This is a genomic window from Nitratireductor soli (assembly GCF_001050155.1).
GTDB classification, from domain to species: Bacteria; Pseudomonadota; Alphaproteobacteria; order Rhizobiales; family Rhizobiaceae; genus Nitratireductor; species Nitratireductor soli.
In genome coordinates this window covers 103,814-124,994 of sequence record NZ_LFVY01000005.1, presented here as the reverse complement: position 1 = coordinate 124,994, position 21,181 = coordinate 103,814, and the positions used below count along the sequence as shown (strand labels likewise).

At 65.0% G+C, this 21,181-nt stretch carries 18 protein-coding genes; 12 read left to right on the top strand and 6 right to left on the bottom strand.

Annotated elements, in window-relative coordinates:
- The first annotated feature begins 47 nt into the window (after positions 1-47).
- Complete coding sequence (gene glmS / locus AB843_RS07765; RefSeq protein WP_048646239.1) at positions 48-1,871, top strand: glutamine--fructose-6-phosphate transaminase (isomerizing); 1,824 nt, start codon at positions 48-50, stop codon at positions 1,869-1,871.
- Between the two features lie 114 nt (positions 1,872-1,985).
- On the top strand, positions 1,986-2,675 hold the full coding sequence (locus tag AB843_RS07760; RefSeq protein ID WP_048646404.1) for a DUF502 domain-containing protein: 690 nt from the start codon (positions 1,986-1,988) through the stop codon (positions 2,673-2,675).
- On the opposite strand, the gene recG is transcribed toward AB843_RS07760, so the two are convergent.
- Positions 2,627-4,735 carry an ATP-dependent DNA helicase RecG gene (recG, locus tag AB843_RS07755; protein ID WP_048646238.1) on the bottom strand — a complete coding sequence of 703 codons (2,109 nt, stop codon included), beginning with the start codon at positions 4,733-4,735 and terminating at the stop codon, positions 2,627-2,629. The two genes, AB843_RS07760 and recG, sit on opposite strands and share 49 nt — an antisense overlap.
- Before the next feature lie 108 nt (positions 4,736-4,843).
- Here recG and AB843_RS07750 point away from each other — a divergent pair, with 108 nt between their 5' ends.
- Both AB843_RS07750 and mfd read left to right on the top strand, forming a co-directional pair.
- Positions 4,844-5,122 (top strand): FAD assembly factor SdhE, encoded by a 279-nt coding sequence (locus tag AB843_RS07750; RefSeq protein WP_048646237.1) that lies wholly within the window; start codon positions 4,844-4,846, stop codon positions 5,120-5,122.
- Between the two features lie 13 nt (positions 5,123-5,135).
- A complete protein-coding gene (gene mfd, locus AB843_RS07745) occupies positions 5,136-8,639 on the top strand; it encodes a transcription-repair coupling factor (RefSeq protein WP_048646236.1) in 3,504 nt (1,167 codons plus the stop codon).
- Positions 8,640-8,786: 147 nt separating this feature from the next.
- Here the strand turns inward: mfd and AB843_RS07740 are convergent, their stop codons facing one another.
- Positions 8,787-9,470, bottom strand: a complete 684-nt coding sequence (locus tag AB843_RS07740; protein WP_048646235.1) for a DsbA family oxidoreductase — start codon at positions 9,468-9,470, stop codon at positions 8,787-8,789.
- 14 nt (positions 9,471-9,484) lie between these two features.
- A complete protein-coding gene (locus tag AB843_RS07735) occupies positions 9,485-11,254 on the bottom strand; it encodes an extracellular solute-binding protein (protein ID WP_425286799.1) in 1,770 nt (589 codons plus the stop codon).
- 336 nt (positions 11,255-11,590) lie between these two features.
- Here AB843_RS07735 and AB843_RS07730 point away from each other — a divergent pair, with 336 nt between their 5' ends.
- Complete coding sequence (locus AB843_RS07730) at positions 11,591-12,214, top strand: invasion associated locus B family protein (protein WP_048646234.1); 624 nt, start codon at positions 11,591-11,593, stop codon at positions 12,212-12,214.
- A gap of 69 nt (positions 12,215-12,283) precedes the next feature.
- Here the strand turns inward: AB843_RS07730 and hspQ are convergent, their stop codons facing one another.
- Positions 12,284-12,616 (bottom strand): heat shock protein HspQ, encoded by a 333-nt coding sequence (gene hspQ / locus AB843_RS07725; protein ID WP_087587058.1) that lies wholly within the window; start codon positions 12,614-12,616, stop codon positions 12,284-12,286.
- Between the two features lie 167 nt (positions 12,617-12,783).
- Between hspQ and AB843_RS07720 the strand changes: the two genes are divergently transcribed.
- A complete protein-coding gene (locus AB843_RS07720; RefSeq protein WP_048646233.1) occupies positions 12,784-13,746 on the top strand; it encodes an AEC family transporter in 963 nt (320 codons plus the stop codon).
- Here the strand turns inward: AB843_RS07720 and AB843_RS07715 are convergent.
- Together AB843_RS07715 and AB843_RS25500 are read right to left on the bottom strand one after the other, a co-directional pair.
- Complete coding sequence (locus tag AB843_RS07715; protein WP_048646401.1) at positions 13,709-14,929, bottom strand: UbiH/UbiF family hydroxylase; 1,221 nt, start codon at positions 14,927-14,929, stop codon at positions 13,709-13,711. The genes AB843_RS07720 and AB843_RS07715 overlap by 38 nt on opposite strands.
- A gap of 16 nt (positions 14,930-14,945) precedes the next feature.
- The gene (locus AB843_RS25500; RefSeq protein WP_157384457.1) at positions 14,946-15,161 is read right to left on the bottom strand and encodes a hypothetical protein; all 216 of its coding nucleotides are present in this window, start codon (positions 15,159-15,161) and stop codon (positions 14,946-14,948) included.
- On the opposite strand from AB843_RS25500, the gene AB843_RS07710 reads away from it, so the two are divergent.
- The 6 genes from AB843_RS07710 (at position 15,154) to AB843_RS07685 (ending at position 21,172) form a co-directional block, all read left to right on the top strand.
- Entirely contained in the window at positions 15,154-16,038 is an 885-nt protein-coding gene (locus AB843_RS07710; protein ID WP_342021916.1) for a DUF2182 domain-containing protein, read from the top strand. The two genes, AB843_RS25500 and AB843_RS07710, sit on opposite strands and share 8 nt — an antisense overlap.
- A gap of 16 nt (positions 16,039-16,054) precedes the next feature.
- Positions 16,055-16,669: a DUF1326 domain-containing protein gene (locus AB843_RS07705; protein WP_048646232.1), complete on the top strand. Its 615-nt coding sequence runs from the start codon at positions 16,055-16,057 to the stop codon at positions 16,667-16,669.
- A gap of 9 nt (positions 16,670-16,678) precedes the next feature.
- Positions 16,679-17,434 carry a phosphatidylcholine synthase gene (gene pcsA, locus AB843_RS07700; RefSeq protein ID WP_048646231.1) on the top strand — a complete coding sequence of 252 codons (756 nt, stop codon included), beginning with the start codon at positions 16,679-16,681 and terminating at the stop codon, positions 17,432-17,434.
- A gap of 159 nt (positions 17,435-17,593) precedes the next feature.
- Positions 17,594-19,165, top strand: a complete 1,572-nt coding sequence (locus AB843_RS07695) for an ABC transporter ATP-binding protein (protein ID WP_048646399.1) — start codon at positions 17,594-17,596, stop codon at positions 19,163-19,165.
- Positions 19,165-20,265: an ABC transporter permease gene (locus AB843_RS07690; protein ID WP_206412819.1), complete on the top strand. Its 1,101-nt coding sequence runs from the start codon at positions 19,165-19,167 to the stop codon at positions 20,263-20,265. The genes AB843_RS07695 and AB843_RS07690 overlap by 1 nt, the downstream gene beginning before the upstream one ends.
- On the top strand, positions 20,258-21,172 hold the full coding sequence (locus tag AB843_RS07685) for an ABC transporter permease (RefSeq protein ID WP_048646229.1): 915 nt from the start codon (positions 20,258-20,260) through the stop codon (positions 21,170-21,172). The genes AB843_RS07690 and AB843_RS07685 overlap by 8 nt, the downstream gene beginning before the upstream one ends.
- Positions 21,173-21,181: the final 9 nt, after the last annotated feature.

Below are 21,181 nucleotides of genomic sequence, written 5' to 3'. Positions count from 1 at the left end.
GCAGGATTGGGTCTTGGGCAAATTCGGTGGGAGGCTAGGGCCGTCACATGTGTGGAATCGTTGGCATTGTCGGGCATACGCCGGTCGCCCCTCTGATCGTCGATGCGCTAAAGCGCCTCGAATATCGCGGTTATGATTCGGCGGGCGTCGCCACCATCGAACACGGCCATCTGGCGCGCCGCCGCGCCGAGGGCAAGCTGGTCAATCTGGAACGGCGTCTGGGCGCGGAGCCGCTGGGCGGCCTGATCGGCATCGGACACACGCGCTGGGCGACCCATGGCGTGCCCAACGAGACCAACGCCCATCCGCATTTCGCCGACGACGTGGCCATCGTCCACAACGGCATCATCGAGAATTTTTCCGAGCTGCGCGACGAGTTGACCGGGCAGGGCTTCGTCTTCTCCTCGCAGACCGACACCGAGGTCGTGGCGCATCTGATCGCCCGCGAGCTGCGCTCCGGTGCCGCCCCCAGGGACGCCGCGTTCGCCGCGCTGAAACAGCTGCGCGGCGCCTTCGCTCTGGCCATCATGTTCCGCGGCGACGACGACCTCATCGTCGGCGCGCGCAACGGCCCGCCGCTGGCCGTCGGTCATGGCGACGGCGAGATGTATCTGGGCTCGGACGCCATCGCGCTGGCCCCCTTCACCAACGCCATCACCTATCTGGAAGACGGCGATTGGGTGGTGGTGCGGCGCTCCGGCATCGAGATCTTCGACATGGACGGCAAGCCCGTCGCGCGCCAGCGGCAGCAATCCATCGGCACCAGCCTGATGGTCGACAAGGGCAACCACCGCCATTTCATGGAAAAGGAAATCCATGAGCAGCCGGAGGTGATTTCGCACACGCTGGCGCATTATCTGGATTTCAGCGCCGGTACGGTGGGAAATTTCGATCTGCCGTTCGACTTCGCCAAGATCGACCGCATCGCAATCTCCGCCTGCGGCACGGCCTACCTGGCTGGATTGATCGGCAAATACTGGTTCGAGCGCTATGCGCGGCTGCCGGTCGATATCGACATCGCCTCGGAGTTCCGCTACCGCGAGATGCCGCTGTCGAAGGACAGCGCCGCGTTGTTCATCTCGCAATCGGGCGAAACCGCCGACACGCTCGCCTCGCTGCGCTATTGCCGAAGCGAGGGCGTGCCGATTTCGGCCATCGTCAACGTGCGCGAATCGACCATCGCCCGCGAGAGCGACGGCATCTTCCCGACATTGGCCGGTCCCGAGATCGGCGTCGCCTCGACCAAGGCCTTCACCTGCCAGCTTTCGGTTCTGGCCTCGCTGGCATTGAAGGCGGCCAAGGCGCGCGGCACCATCAGCGCCGACCAGGAGCGCGATTTCGTCCGCCAGCTCTCCGAAGCGCCGCGCTACGCCGCCCAGGCGCTGAAGCTCAGCGACCGCATCGAGACGGTGGCGCGCGAACTTTCCCATGTGCGCCATGTGCTCTATCTTGGCCGCGACACCAGCTATCCGCTCGCCATGGAGGGCGCGCTGAAGCTGAAGGAAATCTCCTATATTCATGCCGAGGGCTATGCGGCCGGCGAGTTGAAGCACGGGCCGATCGCCCTGATCGACGAGCAGATGCCGGTCATCGTCATCGCGCCCTATGACCGCATCTTTGAAAAAACCGTCTCCAACATGCAGGAAGTCGCCGCGCGCGGCGGCAGGATCATCCTGATCACCGACGAGAAGGGTGCGGCAAGAGCGACGCTTAAAACGCTCGAGACGATCATCATGCCGGACGTGCCCGAATTCGTCGCGCCGATCGTCTACGCATTGCCCGTGCAATTGCTCGCCTATCATACCGCCGTCATCATGGGCACGGATGTCGACCAGCCGCGCAACCTGGCAAAGTCGGTCACGGTCGAATAAGCCGCAAATCCGCCACAGAGCGGCAGGAAAAACTATTCTATTATCGAGCCCGGTGGATTAGTGTCCGCCGGGCACTTTCCGTTGCTCCGCCATATCGAGGCCCGTTTTCGCACCATGACCCGCCTGCGCAACTATTTCTTCACGGGCCTGATCGTCACCGCACCGCTCGCCATCACCGCCTATCTGGCGTGGTCGATGATCGGCTGGGTCGATTCCTGGGTCAAACCCTACATCCCGCTGCGCTATAGTCCCGACTATTACCTGCCGTTTCCCGTGCCGGGTTTTGGCCTGATCGTCGCGCTGATCGTCATCACCCTCGTCGGCTTCCTGACGGCCAATTTCATCGGCCGCACGGTCATTTCGATTGGCGAGAACATTCTCGGACGCATGCCCCTGGTGCGCAGCGTCTATCGCGGCCTGAAGCAGATCCTCGAGACCGTGCTGTCGGAGCGCTCCGACACGTTCAAGAAGGTCGGCCTCATCGAATATCCGCGCAAGGGCCTATGGGCGCTGGTCTTCATCGCCACGGAAACGCGCGGCGAGGTGCAGGCGCAGATCGAGGAGGACGCCGGCCAGACCATCGCCGTGTTCCTGCCGACGACGCCGAACCCCACTTCGGGCTATCTCCTCTTCGTGCCCAAAGCTGACGTCATCGAACTGAAGATGACGGTCGAGGAGGGGGCCAAGCTGGTGATTTCCGCCGGCCTCGTCGCGCCCGAATACCAGGCGAAGACCAAGGCGCTGGCCGAAACCGCTCAGCCGGCGCGCAGCAAGCGCACCGCCTCGTCGCGCCCGAACAGATAGAGCAGCAACCGCAGCGCTTCGCCGCGCGGCGTTTCCAGTTCCGGGTCACGGGCGAGGATCAGCCGCGCATCGTCGCGCGCCGCTTGCAGCAGATCGGCATGGGTCTCGATGCGCGCCACGCGAAAGCCCGGCGTGCCCGATTGCTTGGTGCCGAGCAGATCGCCTTCGCCGCGCAATTTCAAATCCTCCTCGGCGATGACGAAGCCATCCTCCGTTTCGCGCAGCACTTCGAGCCGCCGCGTTGCTGTCTGGCCAAGCGGCCCCTTGTAGAGCAGCACGCAGGACGACGCCTGCGCGCCGCGCCCGACCCGGCCGCGCAACTGGTGCAATTGCGCCAGGCCGAACCGCTCGGCATGCTCGATGACGATGATCGTCGCATCCGACACGTCGACACCCACTTCGACCACGGTCGTGCCGACAAGAATGCGCGTCTCACCGGCCTTGAAGGCGCGCATCGCCTCGTCCTTCTGCTGCGCCTTCATCCGCCCGTGCACGAGCCCGACGGCTGCGCCGAAGACCTTTTGCAGCGCGGCGTATCGGTCTTCCGCCGAGGTCAGCGGCACCTCCTCGGATTCCTCCACCAGCGGGCAGATCCAATAGGCCTTCTGGCCTTCGGCCAGCGCCTTGCGGATGCGCTCGACCAGTTCGGCCAGTCGTTCCATCGGCAGGGTGACGGTGCGGATCGGCTGCCGGCCGGCGGGCTTTTCCGTCAGGCGCGAGACATCCATGTCGCCGAAGGCCGACAGCACCAGCGTGCGCGGGATCGGCGTTGCGGTCATCACCAGCATGTCGGGCGCATTGCCCTTGGCGGTGATGGCCAGCCGCTGATGCACGCCGAACCGGTGCTGCTCGTCGACGACGGCCAGCGCCAGGTCGTGGAACTGCACCGTTTCCTGGAACAGCGCATGGGTGCCGATGACGAAATCGACGGCGCCGGAGGCGATCTCGGCCAGGACGCGCTCACGCTCCTTGCCCTTTTCGCGGCCTGTCAACACGGCCGCGGCCAGCCCGGCCGCCCGCGCCAGGGGTTCGATCGTCGCAAAATGCTGCCGGGCGAGGATTTCGGTCGGCGCCATCAGGGCCGATTGTCCGCCGGCTTCCGCCGCCCGCGCCATGGCCAGCAGCGCCACCACGGTCTTGCCGGCGCCGACATCGCCCTGCAGAAGGCGCACCATGCGCTCAGGCGTTGCCAGATCCTCGTGGATCTCGCGCACGGCCTGTTCCTGGCTTTGCGTCAGCCTGTAGGGCAGGGCGGCGCGGATTTTGGCCTCGATGCGCCCGTTGCCGACCAGAGGCCGGCCCGAAAGCCGTTTCACCCGGGCCCGCACCAGCGCCAGCGACAATTGACCGGCCAGCAATTCATCATAGGCGAGCCGCCGCCAGAACGGGTTTTCCGGGTCCGTGTCCTCCGCTTGCTCAGGCGCATGCAACCTTCGCAGCGCATCGGTGAAGGAGGACCAGGCGTTGCGCTTGAGAAAACTCTCATCCTGCCATTCCGGCAGCGCCGGCAGCCGGTCGAGCGCCTGGCCGATGGCCCGTCGCAGGACTTTTGACGAAAGCCCCGCCGTCAGCGGATAGACCGGCTCCAGCAGCGGCAGCGTGGCGGCTTCGGCCAGCGGCACGATGAAATCCGGGTGAACCATGGACGGTCGGCCGTTGAACCATTCCATCCGGCCACTGACCAGCACCTGCTCACCTTCCGGCAGCATCTTTTCCAGCCACGGCGCGCGCGCATGAAAGAAGGTCAAGGCGATTTCGCCGGTCTCGTCGAAGGCATAGACCCGGTAGGGCGCGTTCTTGCGGCCGGGCGGCGAGGGGTGATGCCGGCCGACCCTCAGTTCCAGCGTGACCACCGCGCCCTCGGGCGCCAGCGCGACGCCCGGCCGATTGCGCCGGTCGACCAGCGAATGCGGCAGGACGAACAGCAGATCGCCGACGCGCAGGTCGCGCCCGGCCACGTCGCCCGGCACGATGTTCGACAGCAGATCGGCGACTTTGGCGCCGACGCCGTCAAGCGCGGTTGCGGGAGCAAACAGGGGATCGAGGAGTGAAGGGCGCATTGTGTCATGATTAAAGCCGCATTTGCGTGACGCAAGGCTGACAGACGGTCGTACACACGCTATATCCGCGCGGGCAAGCGACAAATCCCGCAAATCGAAGGCCAGACCATGACAGGCACAACCCGTTCGAGCCACGATCTCGACCCGCGCCGGCGGCGCGCTTTGGTCCGTTCCTGGCGGCGTGGCACGCGCGAAATGGACCTGGTGCTCGGCGGCTTTGCCGACGCCGAGATCGACCGGCTGAGCGACGACGAACTCGACCAGTATGAAGCGCTGCTCGAAGTTCCCGACACGCAATTGTTCAAATGGGTAACCGGCGAGGCCGCGGTGCAGCCGCCGCACGACACGCCGCTCTTCGCCCGCATCCTCGCCGCGCGGGGCAATTGAGGCAGACGATTCCATGGGCCTGATCGACGCAATCAAACTGCCGGCGAGCGGCGCAGGCGCTGTCACGGTGGACGGCGTCGCCGATGGTTTCGAAGCCTTCGCACTGGCTGTTGCCGCGCGCGAAATGGCGCCTGACGGCCCTGTCATCTTCGTCCTGCGCGACGGCCAGCGCCTGCCGATCATCGCCGAGGCGCTGCGCTTTGCCGAACCGGGCCTGCCGGTGCTCGACCTGCCGGCCTGGGATTGTCTTCCCTATGACCGGGTTTCGCCCGGCGGCGACACGGCGGCGCGCCGCCTGGCCGCCATGGCGGCGATGGCAGCGTTGCGCAACAAACCGCACCGCGCGGTCGTTCTGGTCAGCGCCAACGCGCTGCTGCAGTGCATGCCGCCGGCTGGCCAGATCGGCGCCCAGGGCTTTTTCGCCAAGCCCGGCAACCAGGTCGACATGCAGGCCCTGACCGCGCGGCTGGAGACAAGCGGCTTCGAACGGGTCTCGACGGTCCGCGACATCGGCGAATATGCCGTGCGCGGCGGCATTCTCGATCTTTTCGCACCGGGCTGGAACGAGGCGCTGCGGCTCGATTTCTTCGGCGACACGCTCGAATCGATCCGCGCCTTCGACGTCGCCAGCCAGCGCACCACCGGCCAGCGCGGTGAAATTGCGCTGCAGGCAATGAGCGAGGTCACGCTGACGCCCGAGACGATCAGCCGTTTTCGCCGCAACTACATCGAGGCCTTCGGCGCGCCCTCGCGCGACGATGCGCTCTACGCCGCCGTCAGCGAGGGCCGCCGCTTCGCCGGCATGGAGCACTGGCTGCCGCTGTTTCACGAGCGGCTGGAAAGCGTGCTCGACTACATGCCCGACGCGCCGCTGATCTTCGACCATCTGGCCGAGGAGGCACTCGGCGAGCGGCACGCGCTGATCGTCGATCATTACGAGGCGCGCCGCCAGCAGATGGCCGGCAGCGATCTGGGTGGGGCCGTTCCCTACAAGCCGGTCGCGCCCGAAACCCTCTATCTCGACCCCGGCGAGATCAGCCAGGCCGTTGCCGGCCGGCGCGTCGTCCGCTTCACGCCCTTCGCCACGCCGGAGACGAGCGCGGCTCGCATCCACCATGCCGGCGCCGAGGCCGGGCATGATTTCGCCGAGGAACGCGCCGATCCGAAGGCCAATGTGTTCGACCATGTGGTCAAGCACATCGGCGCGCTGCGCGCCAAGGGCAAGCGCGTGCTGATCGCCGGTTGGAGCGAGGGATCGGCCGAGCGGCTGTCGCAGATCCTTGCCGAACACAATCTGGGCAATGTCGCCCGGGTCGAAACCCTGTCCGAGTTGGAAAAACTGCCGTCCCAGCAGGCCGGCATCGGCATATTGCCGCTCGAGACCGGGTTCGAGACGGCCGGGCTCGCCGTCATCTGCGAACAGGACATTCTGGGCGACCGCCTGGTGCGCCGCGCCAAGAAGCGCAAGAAGGCGTCGGATTTCATTTCCGAGGTGGCGGCGCTTGCCGCCGGCGACATCGTCGTCCACGCCGATCACGGCATTGGCCGCTTCATCGGCCTGCGCACCATCGAGGCAGCCGGTGCGCCGCATGATTGCCTGGAACTGCGTTATGCCGGCGAGGACCGCCTGTTCCTGCCGGTCGAAAACATCGAGCTCCTGTCGCGCTACGGCTCGGATGGCCCCGACACCATGCTCGACAAGCTGGGCGGCGTCGCATGGCAGTCGCGCAAGGCCAAGCTCAAGAAGAAGCTGCTCGAGATGGCCGGGCACCTGATCCGCATCGCCGCCGAGCGGCAGATGCGTCCCGGCGTCAAGCTCGCCCCACCCGACGGGCTCTACGGGGAGTTCGCCGCCCGCTTCCCCTATGAGGAGACAGACGACCAGCAGACGGCCATTGACGCGGTGCTGGAGGACCTGGCGTCGGGCCGGCCGATGGACCGGCTGATCTGTGGCGATGTCGGTTTCGGCAAGACCGAGGTGGCGCTGCGCGCCGCCTTCGTCGCCGCCATGGAAGGGTTGCAGGTCGCCGTCGTCGTGCCGACGACACTGCTTGCCCGCCAGCATTTCAAGACGTTCCGCGATCGCTTCGCCGGCCTGCCGCTCACCGTGCGGCAAGCCTCACGCCTGGTCGGCCCGAAGGAGCTCGCCGAGACCAAGAAGGGGCTCACCGACGGCACGATCGACATCGTCGTCGGCACCCATGCGCTGCTCGGCAGCTCGGTCGATTTCAAGAATCTCGGCCTGTTGATCATCGACGAAGAGCAGCATTTCGGCGTCAAGCACAAGGAACGGCTGAAGGATCTGAAATCGGACGTCCATGTGCTCACCCTGTCGGCAACACCGATCCCGCGCACCCTGCAACTGGCGCTGACCGGCGTGCGCGAATTGTCGCTGATCACCACCGCACCCGTCGACCGCATGGCCGTGCGCAGCTTCATCTCGCCGCTCGATCCGCTGGTCATCCGCGAGACGCTGCTGCGCGAGCGCTATCGCGGCGGCCAGAGCTTCTATGTCGTGCCGCGCGTTTCCGACCTGGCGCAGATGCGCGAATTCCTCGCCGAGCAGGTGCCGGAGCTGAAGGTCGCCACCGCCCACGGCCAGATCGCCCCCGGCGAGCTCGACGACATCATGAACGCCTTCTATGATGGCCAGTACGACGTGCTCCTGTCGACGACCATCGTCGAATCCGGCCTCGACATCCCGACCGCCAACACGCTGATCGTCCACCGCTCGGACATGTTCGGCCTGGCCCAGCTCTACCAGCTGCGCGGCCGGGTCGGGCGCTCCAAGGTGCGTGCCTATGCGCTGTTCACCCTGCCGCCGAACAAGACCTTGACGACGACGGCCGAACGCCGGCTGAAAGTGTTGCAGTCGCTCGACACGCTGGGCGCCGGCTTTCAGCTCGCCAGCCACGATCTCGACATTCGCGGCGCCGGCAATCTGCTCGGCGAGGAGCAGTCGGGCCACATCAAGGAAGTCGGCTACGAACTCTACCAGCAGATGCTGGAGGAGGCCGTGGCCGAGTTGAAGGGATCGGACGAGGTTGCCGACACCGGCTGGTCGCCGCAGATCACCGTCGGCACCGCCGTGATGATCCCCGAAAGCTTCGTCCCCGACCTGCAATTGCGCCTCGCGCTGTACCGCCGCCTGGCCGATCTGACGACGACCGAGGACATCGACGCCTTCGGTGCCGAGTTGATCGACCGCTTCGGCGCGCTGCCGCAGGAGGTCGAGCATCTGTTGAAGATCGTCTTCATCAAGGCGCTGTGCCGCCGCGCCAATGTGGAAAAGCTCGATGCCGGCCCGAAGGGCACGGTGGTGCATTTCCGCAACCGGGAGTTCGCCGAGCCCGCCGGCCTGGTGCGCTTCGTCGGCGAGCAGGGGTCGCTGGCCAAGATCCGCCCCGACCACAGCATCGTCTTCATCCGCGACTGGCCGACGCCGGAGAAGCGTCTTGCCGGCGCCGCCGTCATCATGACGCAGCTGGTGCGGCTGATCGAGAAGAAGGCGGCGTGAAGCGGGGCGGGGGCCGGGCATGACGAACTGCGGGGATGGGTGATGCAAATCGCCGGCATCCGCGACTGACGGTATCACTCCCGCCATTCGTCACCCTCGGGCCCCGACCCGAGGGTCCATGCCGGAACGGCTGATGCTTGTGCGCCGTCACCCTCCGGGCGCGTCGAGCGTGCCGTTCGCCTTGGCTTCGGCGACCTTGCTGATCGCATCGGCCAGCGTGGCCGGATCCTGCGCGCCCATCACCGCGAACCGGCCTTCGAGCAGGAAGCAGGGCACGCCGGTGACGCCCATCTGCTGCGCCGTGGCGATCTCCTGCTGCACTTCGGGACGATCCGCCTCGGTGGCCAGCAGGGTTTCCACCAGCGCCGCGTCCATGCCCGCCTGGCGCGCGCCTTCGATCAGCACCGCCGGATCGCCGATGTCGGCGCCTTCCTCGAAGTAGAGCGCGAACAGCCGCCCGACCAGCCGGTCCTGCACATCGGCGCCGGCGGTCGCCGACCAACGGATCACCCGATGCGCGTCGAGCGTGTTGGGCGAGATTTTGATGGCGTCGAAATCAAACGTGATTCCAACATCTTGTCCAAGTTCCGTAATCTGTTGATGCATCTGGCCGATGCGCTCGGCGCTGCCGAACTTGTCCATCATGTAGGCATGGCGATCCTTGCCTTTCGGCGGCAGGGTCGGGTCGAGCTGGAACGGACGCCAGCGCAGTTCGACGGGAATGTCCGGCAGCGCCTTTATCGCCTGGCCGAGCCGCGCGCGACCGATATAGCACCAGGGGCAAACGACGTCGGAAACGACGTCGATGGTCACGGGGAGCGGCTGCAACATGATCGTGTCCGTTCTCAATTGGCCTCGGCCTTGCGCCACCAGGTCTGCAGCTTGTAGCCGTAGAGCGGCGTCTTCTCGGGATGGTCGAGATAGCTCCAATAGGCCACCCATTCGTTATTGTCGTGCTGCATCGGCACCACATAGGCGCCGGACATCAGCACCCGGTCGAGCGCCCGCACGGCGGCGACATAGTCGTCCTCCTCGCGCGCGTTGAGCATGGCGTCGATCATCGCGTCGATGGCCGGATCGGCCGCGCCCGACAAATTGAACGTGCCTTCGGCCCTGGCGGCATCCGAGCCCCAGCGGGTCAACTGTTCGATGCCGGGCGAAAGCGTTCCGGAAAAACCGACGGAAGCGATGATGACGTCGAAATCGTAGCGCTGCTTGCGTTGCTGCGCCTGTGAATCGTCGAGCAGCCGGATCGCCACATCGACGCCGATCTTGCGCAGCGCGCGCTGATAGACGGTGGCCAGCCGTTCGCCTTCCTGCGACGTGACGACGATCTCGAAAGTGAGAGCCTCGCCGGCCGGATTGACCAGCGCGTTGCCCTCGAGCCGGTATCCCGCCTCTTTCAGCAGATCCAGCGCCGCGCGCAATTGTGCCCGGCCGATCTCGGCGTCGGACATTTCATCCTTGCCGTAGGTTCCCTCCATGATCTCCGGCGTCACCTTCTCGGCGAAAGGCGCGAGCAGGGCGCGTTCCCTGTCGTTGGCAGGCCTGCCGAGCGCCGAAAGGAACGATCCCTGCCAGTAGCTGAGCGTCCGCTCGTACTCGCCCTTCAGGATGTTCGTGTTGACCCAGCCGAAGTCATAGAGCTTCGACAGGGCGCGCCGCACGCGCGGGTCGGCGAATTTTTCGCGGCGCGTGTTGAAGAAGAAACCGGACACCGCCGGCGGGACGCCGTTCTTGAACGTGTCGCTGACCACGTCGCCATTGCGCGCGGCGGGAAAGTCGATGCCGCGCTGGCGACGCACCGGGTCGGATTCGGAATAGACCGAGCAGATGCCTTTCTTGAAGGCCTCCACCAGCGAGTTGACGTTGAGGAAGTACTCGATGGTGACCTTGTCGAAATTATCATAGCCGCGCTTGGAGGAGACCTTCTCGCCCCAATAATCGGCATTGCGCGCGAAGGTGATGCGCGTGCCCGGCTCGACCTTGTCGATGCGGTAGGCACCGCTGCCGATCACCGGCTTGAGCGTGCTCTGGTCGAACGTGTCGAGGCTGAAGGCGTGTTTCGGCACGATCGGCGTCAAGGCGATGATCAGCGGAAATTCGCGATCGGCCTGGTCGTTGAAAGTGAAGCGCACGCTGTGATCGCCGGTCTTCTCGATCTTCTCGATTTTCGCCATGCGGCTCGAATAGGGCGGGCGGCCCTTTTCCGTATAGGCTTCATAGGTAAAGATGACGTCTTCCGGCGTCACCGGCTCGCCGTCCGACCATCTGGCGTCAGGATCGAGATTGAACTCGGCAAAGCTGCGCTCATCGTCCATGACGACGCTTTCGGCGAGCAATCCGTACAGCGAGAACGGCTCGTCGGCGCTGCGCATCATCAGCGGTTCGAACACCAGATTGCCAAAAATCGTGTCGATCACGCCGCGCGCCGTGGTGCGCATGCTTTTCAGGATGAACGGGTTCAGATTGTCGAACGACCCGACCACGCAATAGGTGATCTCGCCGCCCTTCGGTGCGTCCGGATTGACATAGGGGAAATGCGTAAAGTCCGCCGGCAAGGCCGGCGCGCCGTGCATGGTGATGCCGTGCATCGGCTTTTCATCGGCGGCCATGGCGCCGCCCGCCGCTAGCAGCCCAGCTGTTAGCATTATTGTCGAAAAGGCGATGCGGGGAAAAAAATGCTGAGAAATCATGGTTGCACCTGTATCGAATAATGAAAAATCTCTGATTCGCGGCGAGCCTAGCACAGCCAATTGTGGCAATTGGTCACCACCGTGTGAAGTTTGCCGCACCCCGTCATAAAGTCCACTGAAATGCCCGGGCGGGCTGGATTTGGCCGCACGGGCAGTGTAACACGCCGACAAAGGTCATTCTGTCGCCGCATTTGGCCAACAGTTGACGCTACCGGAATATCTTCTGGCGCTGTGCATTTAGAGGAACTGAGCCATATGAAAAGCCTGAACGCGAAAGCAATCCGCACTCTGTTCGCCCTTGCCGGCGCCACGTGCGTGGCGGCAAGCGGAGTCGGCACCGCCGTCGCCCAGCAGCAGCAGCCCCAGGGCTGGTTCAAGGCCTGTACCAAGCAGGAAGATGTCGACATCTGCAACGTGCAGAACGTGCTGATCGCCGAAAGCGGCCAGATGATCACCGGCGTGAGCCTCATCGAGGTCAAGGGCAAGGTCAACCGCAAGGTCTTCCAGATCACCGTGCCGACCGGCCGTATGGTGCCTCCCGGTATTGGCATGCAGATCGACGGCGGCCAGACGCAGAAGATCGACTACGCGATCTGCCTGCCGGACCGCTGCATCGCCGAGGCGCCGCTGTCGGACCAACTCGTCGCCTCCTTCAAGAAGGGCTCGGAGCTGACGCTGACCTCGGTCAATTTCCAGAACCAGCCGAACCCGATCAAGATGCCCTTGTCGGGCTTCACCTCCGCCTATGACGGCGATCCGCTGCCGCAGTCCGATATCGAGGACCGTCAGAAGAAGCTGCAGGATTTCGTCAACAAGAACAATCAGGAGTTCACGGACAAGCTCCGTGAAGCCCAGGAAAAAGCCAAGAAGGGCGAATAGGCTCTTCGCTCAGGCTGGAATTAAAAACAGGGCCGCAAGGCCCTGTTTTCGTTTATGAAATCGCTATGATCAGTGATGAATTCGCTCACGCGGCGCGTAGTGGCCGTCAGCGGTCTCGACGAAGAATTCCGATAGTTGCGGATGACGCACCGGCACGCCGGTGTCGTCCACCAAAAGATTTTGCTCCGAGACGTAGGCGACGTACTCCGTCTCCTCGTTTTCAGCCAGCAGGTGATAGAAAGGCTGATCCTTGCGCGGCCGCATCTCGGCCGGGATCGCCTGATACCAGGCCTCGGTGTTGTTGAATTCCGGATCGACGTCGAAGATCACGCCGCGAAAATCGAACAGCCGGTGACGAACGACCTGGCCGATACGGAATTTGGCGGTTCCTATGGTTTGCATATTTTGTCTACCTCTGCCCCCTATGTGGCGCAGCTAGCCGGACAATTCAATCCCGCAAGCTTGACGCGCAAGGCCCGCACGGGCTAGCGCGGGGGCCGGAACTTGAAATGCGGAAACAGGCCGCACGCCGGTGCGGACGGACGAATGCTCAGGGGCGAGGGTGGTGGATGACGGGTGTCACGGGGCTTGTTCTGCCGTTTTTCGGCCTGATCTTCATCGGCTATGCGCTCGCCCGCCTGAAGCCGCAGCCGGTCGAGGCGCTCGGCTGGATGAACACCTTCGTCATCTATGTCGCGCTGCCGGCGCTGTTCTTCCAGCTCCTGGCCAAGACGCCGATCGAGCGGCTGACGGAATGGAGCTATATTTTCGGCGCGGTCGCCGCGACCTATATCGTCTTCACCATCATGTTCGTCGCCTCGCTCCTGATCAGCCGCAGCGGCATCGCCGAGAGCACGATCAAAGGGCTGTCGGCGTCCTATGGCAATATCGGCTATATGGGCCCCGGCCTGGCGCTGCTCGCCTTCGGCGAGGAAGCGGCGGTGCCGGTCGCGCTGATCTTCTGCTTCGAGAATATCGTGCATTTCGCCGTCACGCCGATGATGATGGCGCTGTCGGGCGGCAACCGGCAAGGGCCGGGGCAACTGGCGCTCGACGTGACGCGCAAGATCGCCCTGCATCCCTTCATCCTGGCGACGGCGGCCGGGGTCGCGGCAGCAGCGCTGCATGTCACGCCGCCCGTGCCGATCGAGCGGCTGCTCGCCTATCTGTCGTCGGCAGCAGCCCCTTGCGCGCTGTTCGCCATGGGCGTCAGCCTGGCGCTGCGGCCGCTCAAGCGCGTACCCCATGAGCTGGGCGCCATCGCCGTGCTGAAACTCATCGTCCACCCGGCGCTTTGCTATGTCATCTTGAGCTGGGTCGGCAATTTCTCGGAAAGCTGGGTGTTTTCCGCCGTGCTTCTGGCGTCGCTGCCGACGGCCACGAATGTCTTCGTCATCAGCCAGCAATATGGCGTGTGGATGGAACGGGCCTCGGCCAGCGTTCTGATCACCACCGTGCTTTCGGTGGCGACAGTCACCGCGCTGCTTTATGCGATCACCAATGGGATTTTGCCGCCCGATCTTTTCCCCTGAGCGAAAACAGCGCCGAAAAGCCGCTGCCCGGACGCATGCCCTCACGCATGAAGAAGGCGCGCAGCGGCGCGAAGCCGCCGATGATGCCGAGCCCGGCGCTGCGCGCGATCTGCGCCGGCAACAGACCCGACAGGAGCGACGCATTCAACAGATTGACCGAGCCGCTGCGTGCCAGAATGTCGGGGCGGCGCTTGGCGTCGTAACGGGCAAGGGCCGCGGCGCTGCCGGGATCCTCGGAATGCGCGTCGGCAATCGCGACCAGGTCTTCCACGTCGCGCACACCGAGATTGAGGCCCTGGGCCGAAATCGGCGGAAACACATGCGCTGCCTCGCCGATCAGCGCGACGCGGTTCCGGCCGAAGCGCGCCGGCATCAGCGCGCTGAGCGGGAACACCTGCCGGCCGGGCTCCACCGTGACGCGGCCGAGCAAGGAGGAAAGCCGCTCCTCGACACGCACCGACAAGGCGGCATCGTCGAGTGCCGCCAGCAGATCGGCCTCGTCGGGGCGCACGACCCAGACCAGGCTGGAGCGCAGGCCGGGCAGGGGGACCTGGGTGCAGGGGCCGGTCTCGGTGTGGAACTCGGTCGAGACGAAGCCGTGCTCGCGCGTGTGGCTGAAATTCAGCACCAGCGCCGCCTGCGGCAGGGCGCGTGTGCGCGCGGCGATGCCGGCCGCCTCGCGCGCCGGCGATTGGCGGCCGTCGGCGGCCACCGCCAGCAACGCCTCGATGGTCTCGCCGTTGGCAAGCTGCGCCAAAATCCTGTCCGGCGCGCAGGTCCATGACTGGACCAGGCTTTCGCGCCAGTCGATCTCCGCCGTACCACGCACGGCGCCGGCAAGCTCCTCGGTCAGGCGCGTGTTGGGAATGTTGAGGCCAAAATACTCCTGGCCGATCTCGCCGGCATGGAAGGTGACCGTCGGGCTGCGGATCAGCCGGTCCGTCGCATCCACCAGCCGCATGGCGCGCAGCGGTGCGCTTTCGCCGGTGAGTTTGTCGAGAAAGCCGAGCGGCGCCAGGAAATCGAGCGCCGGACGCATCAGCGCCACGGTGCGCCGGTCGCGTCCCGCCGGAACCGGCCCCGCCAGCACGACCTTGTGCCCGCGATGCGCCAGCGCCAGCGCGGCGATCAGGCCGGCGGGACCGGTCCCGGCAACCAGGATCTTCGCATCGCTATCGCTCATGATCTTCCCGTTTGCTTCACGCATCATTTCGCCAATCGCTATCGCTATCGCTATCGCTCAGGACAGTTCGTGCCTTTATGGTGGCGGTCAAATCGAAATGTCCATTCGGCTCGTTCGCCATGATGGGCTGAGGTAGCACGAGGATCAACGCGGCGAAATCACCCAGCCGCCCGATGATCGTCCAAAGGCTCGCCATCGATGAAGAAAAGGGCGCCGGAATGAGCATGCGCAACAACGACCTGCCCAATCTGGACGCCGGCGCGCGCATTACCCATGGCGTCGCGCTGAAAGCCTACCCGCTGTCGCTGATCGCGCTCTTCCTCGCCTTCCTGCTGGCGTGGGCGGCCCTTGTGGCGATGGCGCTGCGTCTTGCCGCCGTCGATCTCCAGGCGGCAGGGCCGGGCGGCGGCTTGCTGGCCGCACTGCCCGACCTGCCATTGCCCCGGCTGGTCGAAACACTGCTGGCTCTGTGCCTCGCGCCGGCCGGCGAGGCGGCGGGGCCCGTCCGCTTCGCCGTCCTGGCGACGATGTGGTTCCTGATGGCGCTCGCCATGATGCTGCCCTCGGCAGCGCCGATGATCCGCACCTATTGCGAGATCGCCGACACCGCGGCGACCAAGGGCGAGAAAGCGGTCCATCCGCTTGTTCTGGTCGCCGGCTATGGAGCGGTCTGGCTGGGCGCCGCGCTGGGCTTTGCCGCGCTGATCACCGCCATCGGCTTGTGGCGGCCGGGTGCGCTGCTCCTGACGCCGCTCGGCGGCATTGCCGGGGCTGCCGTCCTGGCAATTGCCGGCGCCTACCAGTTCAGCGGCCTGAAGGAGGCCTGCCTGGTCAAATGCCGCAATCCCTTCGCCACATTGTTCGGCCGCTGGAGCACGCGTCCGTCGGCGATCTTTCGCCTCGGCGTGGAACAGGGCCTATGGTGTCTGGGGTGCTGCTGGGCGCTGATGCTTGTCATGCTCGCCGTTGGCACGATGAATATTTTCTGGATGGCGCTTCTCGGCGTTTTCGTCATCATCGAGAAACATGGTCGTAACCGGATTATCACACGGCTTTCCGGAGGCCTGCTGCTTGTGTGGGCGCTCGCGCTTCTTGTAATCTCGCTGTGAAGGAGAGGGGTCTCGAATGGCAAAAAAGGACTGGGCGCTGAAGGGCGAGCTGGTGCTGTCGTGCAATTGCACGGTATTCTGTCCATGCGTGCTGTCGCTCGGCAATCATCCGCCAACGGAAGGCTATTGCCAGACCTGGGCCGGTTTCCGCATCGACAAAGGCCATTATGGCGAGACCGACCTGTCCGGGCTCAATCTCGGCCTGATCATGGAGATCCCCGGCTATATGAGCCGCGGCAACTGGACCGCCGGCCTGTTTCTCGACGAACGCGCCTCGATCTACGCGGAAAAGGCCATCGGCAAGATCTTTTCCGGCAAGGCCGGCGGCACGACGGCGCTTCTGTCGATCCTGGTCGGCCAGTTTCTCGGCATTGAGCGCGCGCCGGTCAGCTACGAGACCGACGGCAAGACGCGCATCTTCCAGATTCCGAAGATCATCGACGGCGCCATCACGCCGATCGCCGGCAAGGATGGCGACGGCGACACGGTGATCTCCAACTCGCAATACTGGATCGCGCCGGAAATCACCGTCGCCCGCTCGGAGAAAAGCCGCATGCGCGCCTTTGGCCGCAACTGGAACTTCGCCGGCCGCTCGGCGGAAATCTGCCCGCTCGACTGGCGCGGACCGTAGGCACCCGTCATGAAAAGGCCCGTCATCAGGAAACCCGTGATCAAGAAAAAGGTCACCGCGCCGCAAGCCCGGGCGTTCTCCGTCCACCTGTTGACGGCGTCCGGCTCGTTTCTGGCCTTCCTGTCGCTGGTCGCCGCCAGCGAGGAGCGCTGGACGGCCATGTTCTGGTGGCTGGGGCTGGCCTTGTTCGTCGACGGCATCGACGGGCCCATCGCCCGCAAGCTCGATGTGAAACACGTCCTGCCGACCTGGTCGGGCGACATGCTCGACAACATCATCGACTATGTGACCTATGTGCTGATCCCGGCTTTCGCGCTCTACCAGAGCGGCTTCATGGGCGCCGGCCTGTCCTTCCTGTCGGCGGCGATCATCGTCGTCACCAGCGCCATCTATTATGCCGACACCGGCATGAAGACGCGCGAAAACTTCTTCAAGGGCTTTCCGGTGGTCTGGAACATGGTGGTCTTCACCCTGTTCGTCACCCAGCCGGGCGAATACATCTCCTTCGCCGCGGTCATCATCTCGGCTCTGCTGACCTTCATGCCGGTATATTTCCTGCACCCCGTGCGCGTGCGGCGCCTGCGCCCGGTCAATCTGACGATTTTCCTCGCCTGGTGCGCCTTCGGCATCGCCGCGCTCTGGCAGGACATGGAGGCCGGGCAGATCGTGCGCATCGGCATCGGCGTGACCGGCATCTATCTTTTCGTCATCGGCGCCGTGATGCAGTTCCTGCCGGATCTCGGCGGAGGGACGAAAGACGCGTAGCGGTCTTTCCAATCGGTGCCCAGGGGAAAGGCGGGCCTGGATCGACGTTTTTGCTGTTGGTGAAGCTCTTTCAAGCAAAGCACGTCTAATGACAGGGAAAATTGTCCGCCTATGATCAGCGCGGGAACAAACACAACAACGACAAGAACGGGAGCCGGGGTGGAGGCAAAACGGGACGGCGAGGCTGGCGGCCTGCTTGAAGTGCGTGGCCTGACCAAGATTTTCGGCGCGCTGACCGCCTGCGACAGGATCGACCTGTCGATCGGCCGCGGTGAGATTCACGCGCTGCTCGGCGAAAACGGCGCCGGCAAATCGACATTCGTCAAGATGCTGTTCGGCGCGCTGGAACCGGCGGCCGGCACCATCGAGTGGAAAGGCGAGCGCGTTTCGATCCCCACGCCGGGTGCTGCGAGACGGCTCGGCATCGGCATGGTGTTTCAGCATTTCTCGCTGTTCGAGGCGCTGACGGCGGCCGAAAACATCATGCTGTCGCTGGACGAGAAGGCGCCGATCATGCAGATCGCTGAGCGGGCCCGCGAACTGTCGAAAGCCTATGGCCTGCCGCTCGATCCCTTCGCCCATGTCGGCGATCTTTCGGTCGGCGAGCGCCAGCGCATCGAAATCATCCGCTGCCTGCTGCAGAAACCGGACCTGATCATCCTCGACGAGCCGACCTCCGTGCTGACGCCGCAGGAAGCCGACAAGCTGTTCGAGACGCTGGAGACGCTGCGCGACGAGGGCAAATCGATCCTCTACATCTCGCATCGGCTGGAAGAGGTGAAGCGCCTGTGCGACCGGGCGACGGTGCTGCGGCACGGCAAGGTGGTCGGCCATTGCGACCCGCGCCAGGAGACGGCGGCGTCGCTCGCCCGCATGATGGTCGGCAACGACGTCGAGGCGGTCAAGCGTCCGGCCGATAGCGCGGGCGCGCATGAGACGCTGCTCGAAGTGACCGGGCTCAACCGCCCCGCAGCCAATCCCTTCGCCGTGCCGTTGCGCGACATCAATCTGTCGCTGCGCGCCGGCGCCGTGCTTGGCATTGCCGGCGTCGCCGGCAATGGCCAGGGCGAGCTGTTCGAAGCACTGTCGGGCGAGGCGTTGCAGGACGTCGCAGCCGCCGTGCGCATCCGTGGCAAGGCCGCCGGCCGCCTGTCCATCTCCGGCCGCCGGCTGCTGGGGGCCGCCTTCGTGCCCGAGGAACGCCTCGGCCATGGCGCCGCTCCCTATATGCGCCTGTCGGAAAACCTGCTTCTGTCGCGACACGCCACCGATGGCAAAACCCTGCTCGGGCCGCTCGGCACCGTGCGCAACGGCGCGCTGACCGCTGCCGCCGAGCGCATCGTCACGGCAATGGACGTGCGCATGAGCGGCGCCAATCCGGAAGCCGCCGCGCTTTCCGGCGGCAATCTGCAGAAATTCATCATCGGCCGCGAACTCGACCGCCAGCCTGCCGTGCTGATCGTCAACCAGCCGACCTGGGGCGTCGATGCAGGTGCGGCGGCGCGCATCCGCCAGGCGCTGATCGACCTGGCGCGCTCAGGCTCCGCCGTCCTCGTCATCAGCCAGGATCTCGACGAGCTGTTCGAAATCTCCGACGCCATCGCCGTCATGCATGACGGCCGCCTGTCATCCCCGTTGCCGATCGCCGAGGCGACTTTCGAGAGAATCGGCCTCCTGATGGGCGGCGCAGCACCCGAACATCATGTCGGCGAAGCCGTGGAGACCGCTTGATGCGCCTCGAACTCGTCAAGCGCCCGCAGCGCTCCGCCCTGTTCAGCACCATCTCCCCGCTGATCGCCCTGGTGCTGACCATGGCGGCCGGCGCCATCATGTTCTCGGTGCTGGGCAAGAACCCGCTCGACGCGCTGTACTACTATTTCATCGACCCGCTGCGCGAGACCTGGTCGCTGCACGAACTGGCCGTCAAGGCGGCGCCGCTGATCCTGATCGCCGTCGGCCTGTCCGTCTGCTTCCTGTCGAACAATTGGAACATCGGCGCGGAAGGGCAATTCATCGCCGGGGCCATCGCCGGTGGCATCCTGCCGGTCGTCTTTCCCGATTTCCAGAACGGGCTGGTCCTGCCGTTGATGCTGCTGATGGGCTTTGCCGGCGGCGCCGCCTATGCGGCGGTGCCCGCCTTTCTCAAGGCGCGCTTCAACACCAATGAGATCCTCACCAGCCTGATGCTGGTCTATGTGGCGCAACTGTTTCTCGATTGGCTGGTGCGCGGGCCATGGCGCGACCCCGGCGGCATGAATTTCCCCGAAACGCGCGATTTCCATGCCTTCGCCATCCTGCCCGAGCTGATGCCGTCGGCCGGCCGCGCCCATTGGGGCATCGTCTTCGCCATCGTCGCGGCGCTGGTCCTGTGGTTCGTGCTCAGAAAGACGCTGACGGGTTTTGAGATCCGCGTGCTCGGCCAGAGCCCACGGGCAGGGCGCTTTGCCGGCTTCAGCGCGCCGCGCATGGTGATGATCGCCTTCCTGATCTCAGGCGGCCTGGCGGGTCTGGCCGGCATTTCCGAAGTCGCCGGCGCCATCGGCCAGTTGCAGCCGTCGATCTCGCCCGGCTATGGCTTCACCGCCATCATCGTCGCCTTCCTCGGCCGCCTCAACCCGCTCGGCATCGTCGCCGCCGGTTTCGTGCTGGCGCTGTCCTATCTGGGTGGCGAGGCGGCGCAGATATCGATCGGCCTGTCAGACAAGGCGGCGCGCGCCTTCCAGGGCATGCTGCTGTTCTTCGTCCTTGGCTGCGACACGCTGATCCACTACCGCATCCGGCTTGCCGGGCGCGCTCCGACGGCGCGCGGGGAGGCGGCACAGAATGTTTGAATCGGTCCTCATCACCATCGCCACCGCCGCCACGCCGCTTTTGATCGCGGCAATCGGCGAATTGGTGGTCGAACGCTCCGGCGTTCTCAATCTCGGCGTCGAAGGCATGATGGTCATGGGCGCGGTCACCGGATTCGGCGTTGCCGTCACCACCGGCTCGCCCTGGCTCGGTGTCTTCGCCGCCATCCTTGTCGGCGCGGCCTTCTCGCTGCTGTTCGGCTTCCTGACCCTGACGCTGGTCACCAACCAGGTGGCGACCGGCCTGGCGCTGACCCTGCTCGGCCTCGGCGTTTCGGGCATGATCGGCGAGGCGTTCATCGGCATGCCCGGCCAAAAACTCGGCATCATCGCCATTCCGTTCCTGTCGGACCTGCCTTATGTTGGCCGGTTCCTGTTTGCCCAGGATCCGTTGTTCTACGTCTCGCTGCTTCTGGTCGCGGGCGTTGCCTATTTCCTGTTCTACACGCGGGCCGGCCTGACGCTGCGCTCGGTCGGCGACAATCACGATTCGGCCCATGCGCTGGGCATCAAGGTGATTGCCGTGCGCTATGCGGCGGTCGCCTTCGGCGGCGCCTGCGCCGGGCTTGCCGGCGCCTATCTGTCGCTGGTCTACACGCCGCAATGGATCGAGAACATGACCGCCGGGCGCGGCTGGATCGCGCTGGCTCTGGTGGTGTTCGCGTCATGGCGGCCCTGGCGGGTGCTGGCCGGCGCCTATCTGTTCGGCGCGGTCTCCATCGGCCAACTGCATGCGCAGGTGATCGGCGTCTCGATCCCCTCGCAATTTCTTTCCGCGCTGCCCTATCTGGCAACGATCATCGTACTTGTTCTAATCTCCCGCAACAGGAGGCTGACCATGGTCAACACGCCGGCCTGCCTGGGGCGGCCGTTTGTTCCGGCACGATGAGCGTCCACA

Coding starts and splice junctions, on each gene's coding strand:
- glmS (WP_048646239.1), top strand. CDS start 48: ATGTGTGGAATCGTTGGCATTGTCGGGCATACGCCGGTCGCCCCTCTG.
- AB843_RS07760 (WP_048646404.1), top strand. CDS start 1,986: ATGACCCGCCTGCGCAACTATTTCTTCACGGGCCTGATCGTCACCGCA.
- recG (WP_048646238.1), bottom strand. CDS start 4,735: ATGCGCCCTTCACTCCTCGATCCCCTGTTTGCTCCCGCAACCGCGCTT.
- AB843_RS07750 (WP_048646237.1), top strand. CDS start 4,844: ATGACAGGCACAACCCGTTCGAGCCACGATCTCGACCCGCGCCGGCGG.
- mfd (WP_048646236.1), top strand. CDS start 5,136: ATGGGCCTGATCGACGCAATCAAACTGCCGGCGAGCGGCGCAGGCGCT.
- AB843_RS07740 (WP_048646235.1), bottom strand. CDS start 9,470: ATGTTGCAGCCGCTCCCCGTGACCATCGACGTCGTTTCCGACGTCGTT.
- AB843_RS07735 (WP_425286799.1), bottom strand. CDS start 11,254: ATGGCCGCCGATGAAAAGCCGATGCACGGCATCACCATGCACGGCGCG.
- AB843_RS07730 (WP_048646234.1), top strand. CDS start 11,591: ATGAAAAGCCTGAACGCGAAAGCAATCCGCACTCTGTTCGCCCTTGCC.
- hspQ (WP_087587058.1), bottom strand. CDS start 12,616: ATGCAAACCATAGGAACCGCCAAATTCCGTATCGGCCAGGTCGTTCGT.
- AB843_RS07720 (WP_048646233.1), top strand. CDS start 12,784: ATGACGGGTGTCACGGGGCTTGTTCTGCCGTTTTTCGGCCTGATCTTC.
- AB843_RS07715 (WP_048646401.1), bottom strand. CDS start 14,929: ATGAGCGATAGCGATGCGAAGATCCTGGTTGCCGGGACCGGTCCCGCC.
- AB843_RS07710 (WP_342021916.1), top strand. CDS start 15,154: ATGCGCAACAACGACCTGCCCAATCTGGACGCCGGCGCGCGCATTACC.
- AB843_RS07705 (WP_048646232.1), top strand. CDS start 16,055: ATGGCAAAAAAGGACTGGGCGCTGAAGGGCGAGCTGGTGCTGTCGTGC.
- pcsA (WP_048646231.1), top strand. CDS start 16,679: ATGAAAAGGCCCGTCATCAGGAAACCCGTGATCAAGAAAAAGGTCACC.
- AB843_RS07690 (WP_206412819.1), top strand. CDS start 19,165: ATGCGCCTCGAACTCGTCAAGCGCCCGCAGCGCTCCGCCCTGTTCAGC.
- AB843_RS07685 (WP_048646229.1), top strand. CDS start 20,258: ATGTTTGAATCGGTCCTCATCACCATCGCCACCGCCGCCACGCCGCTT.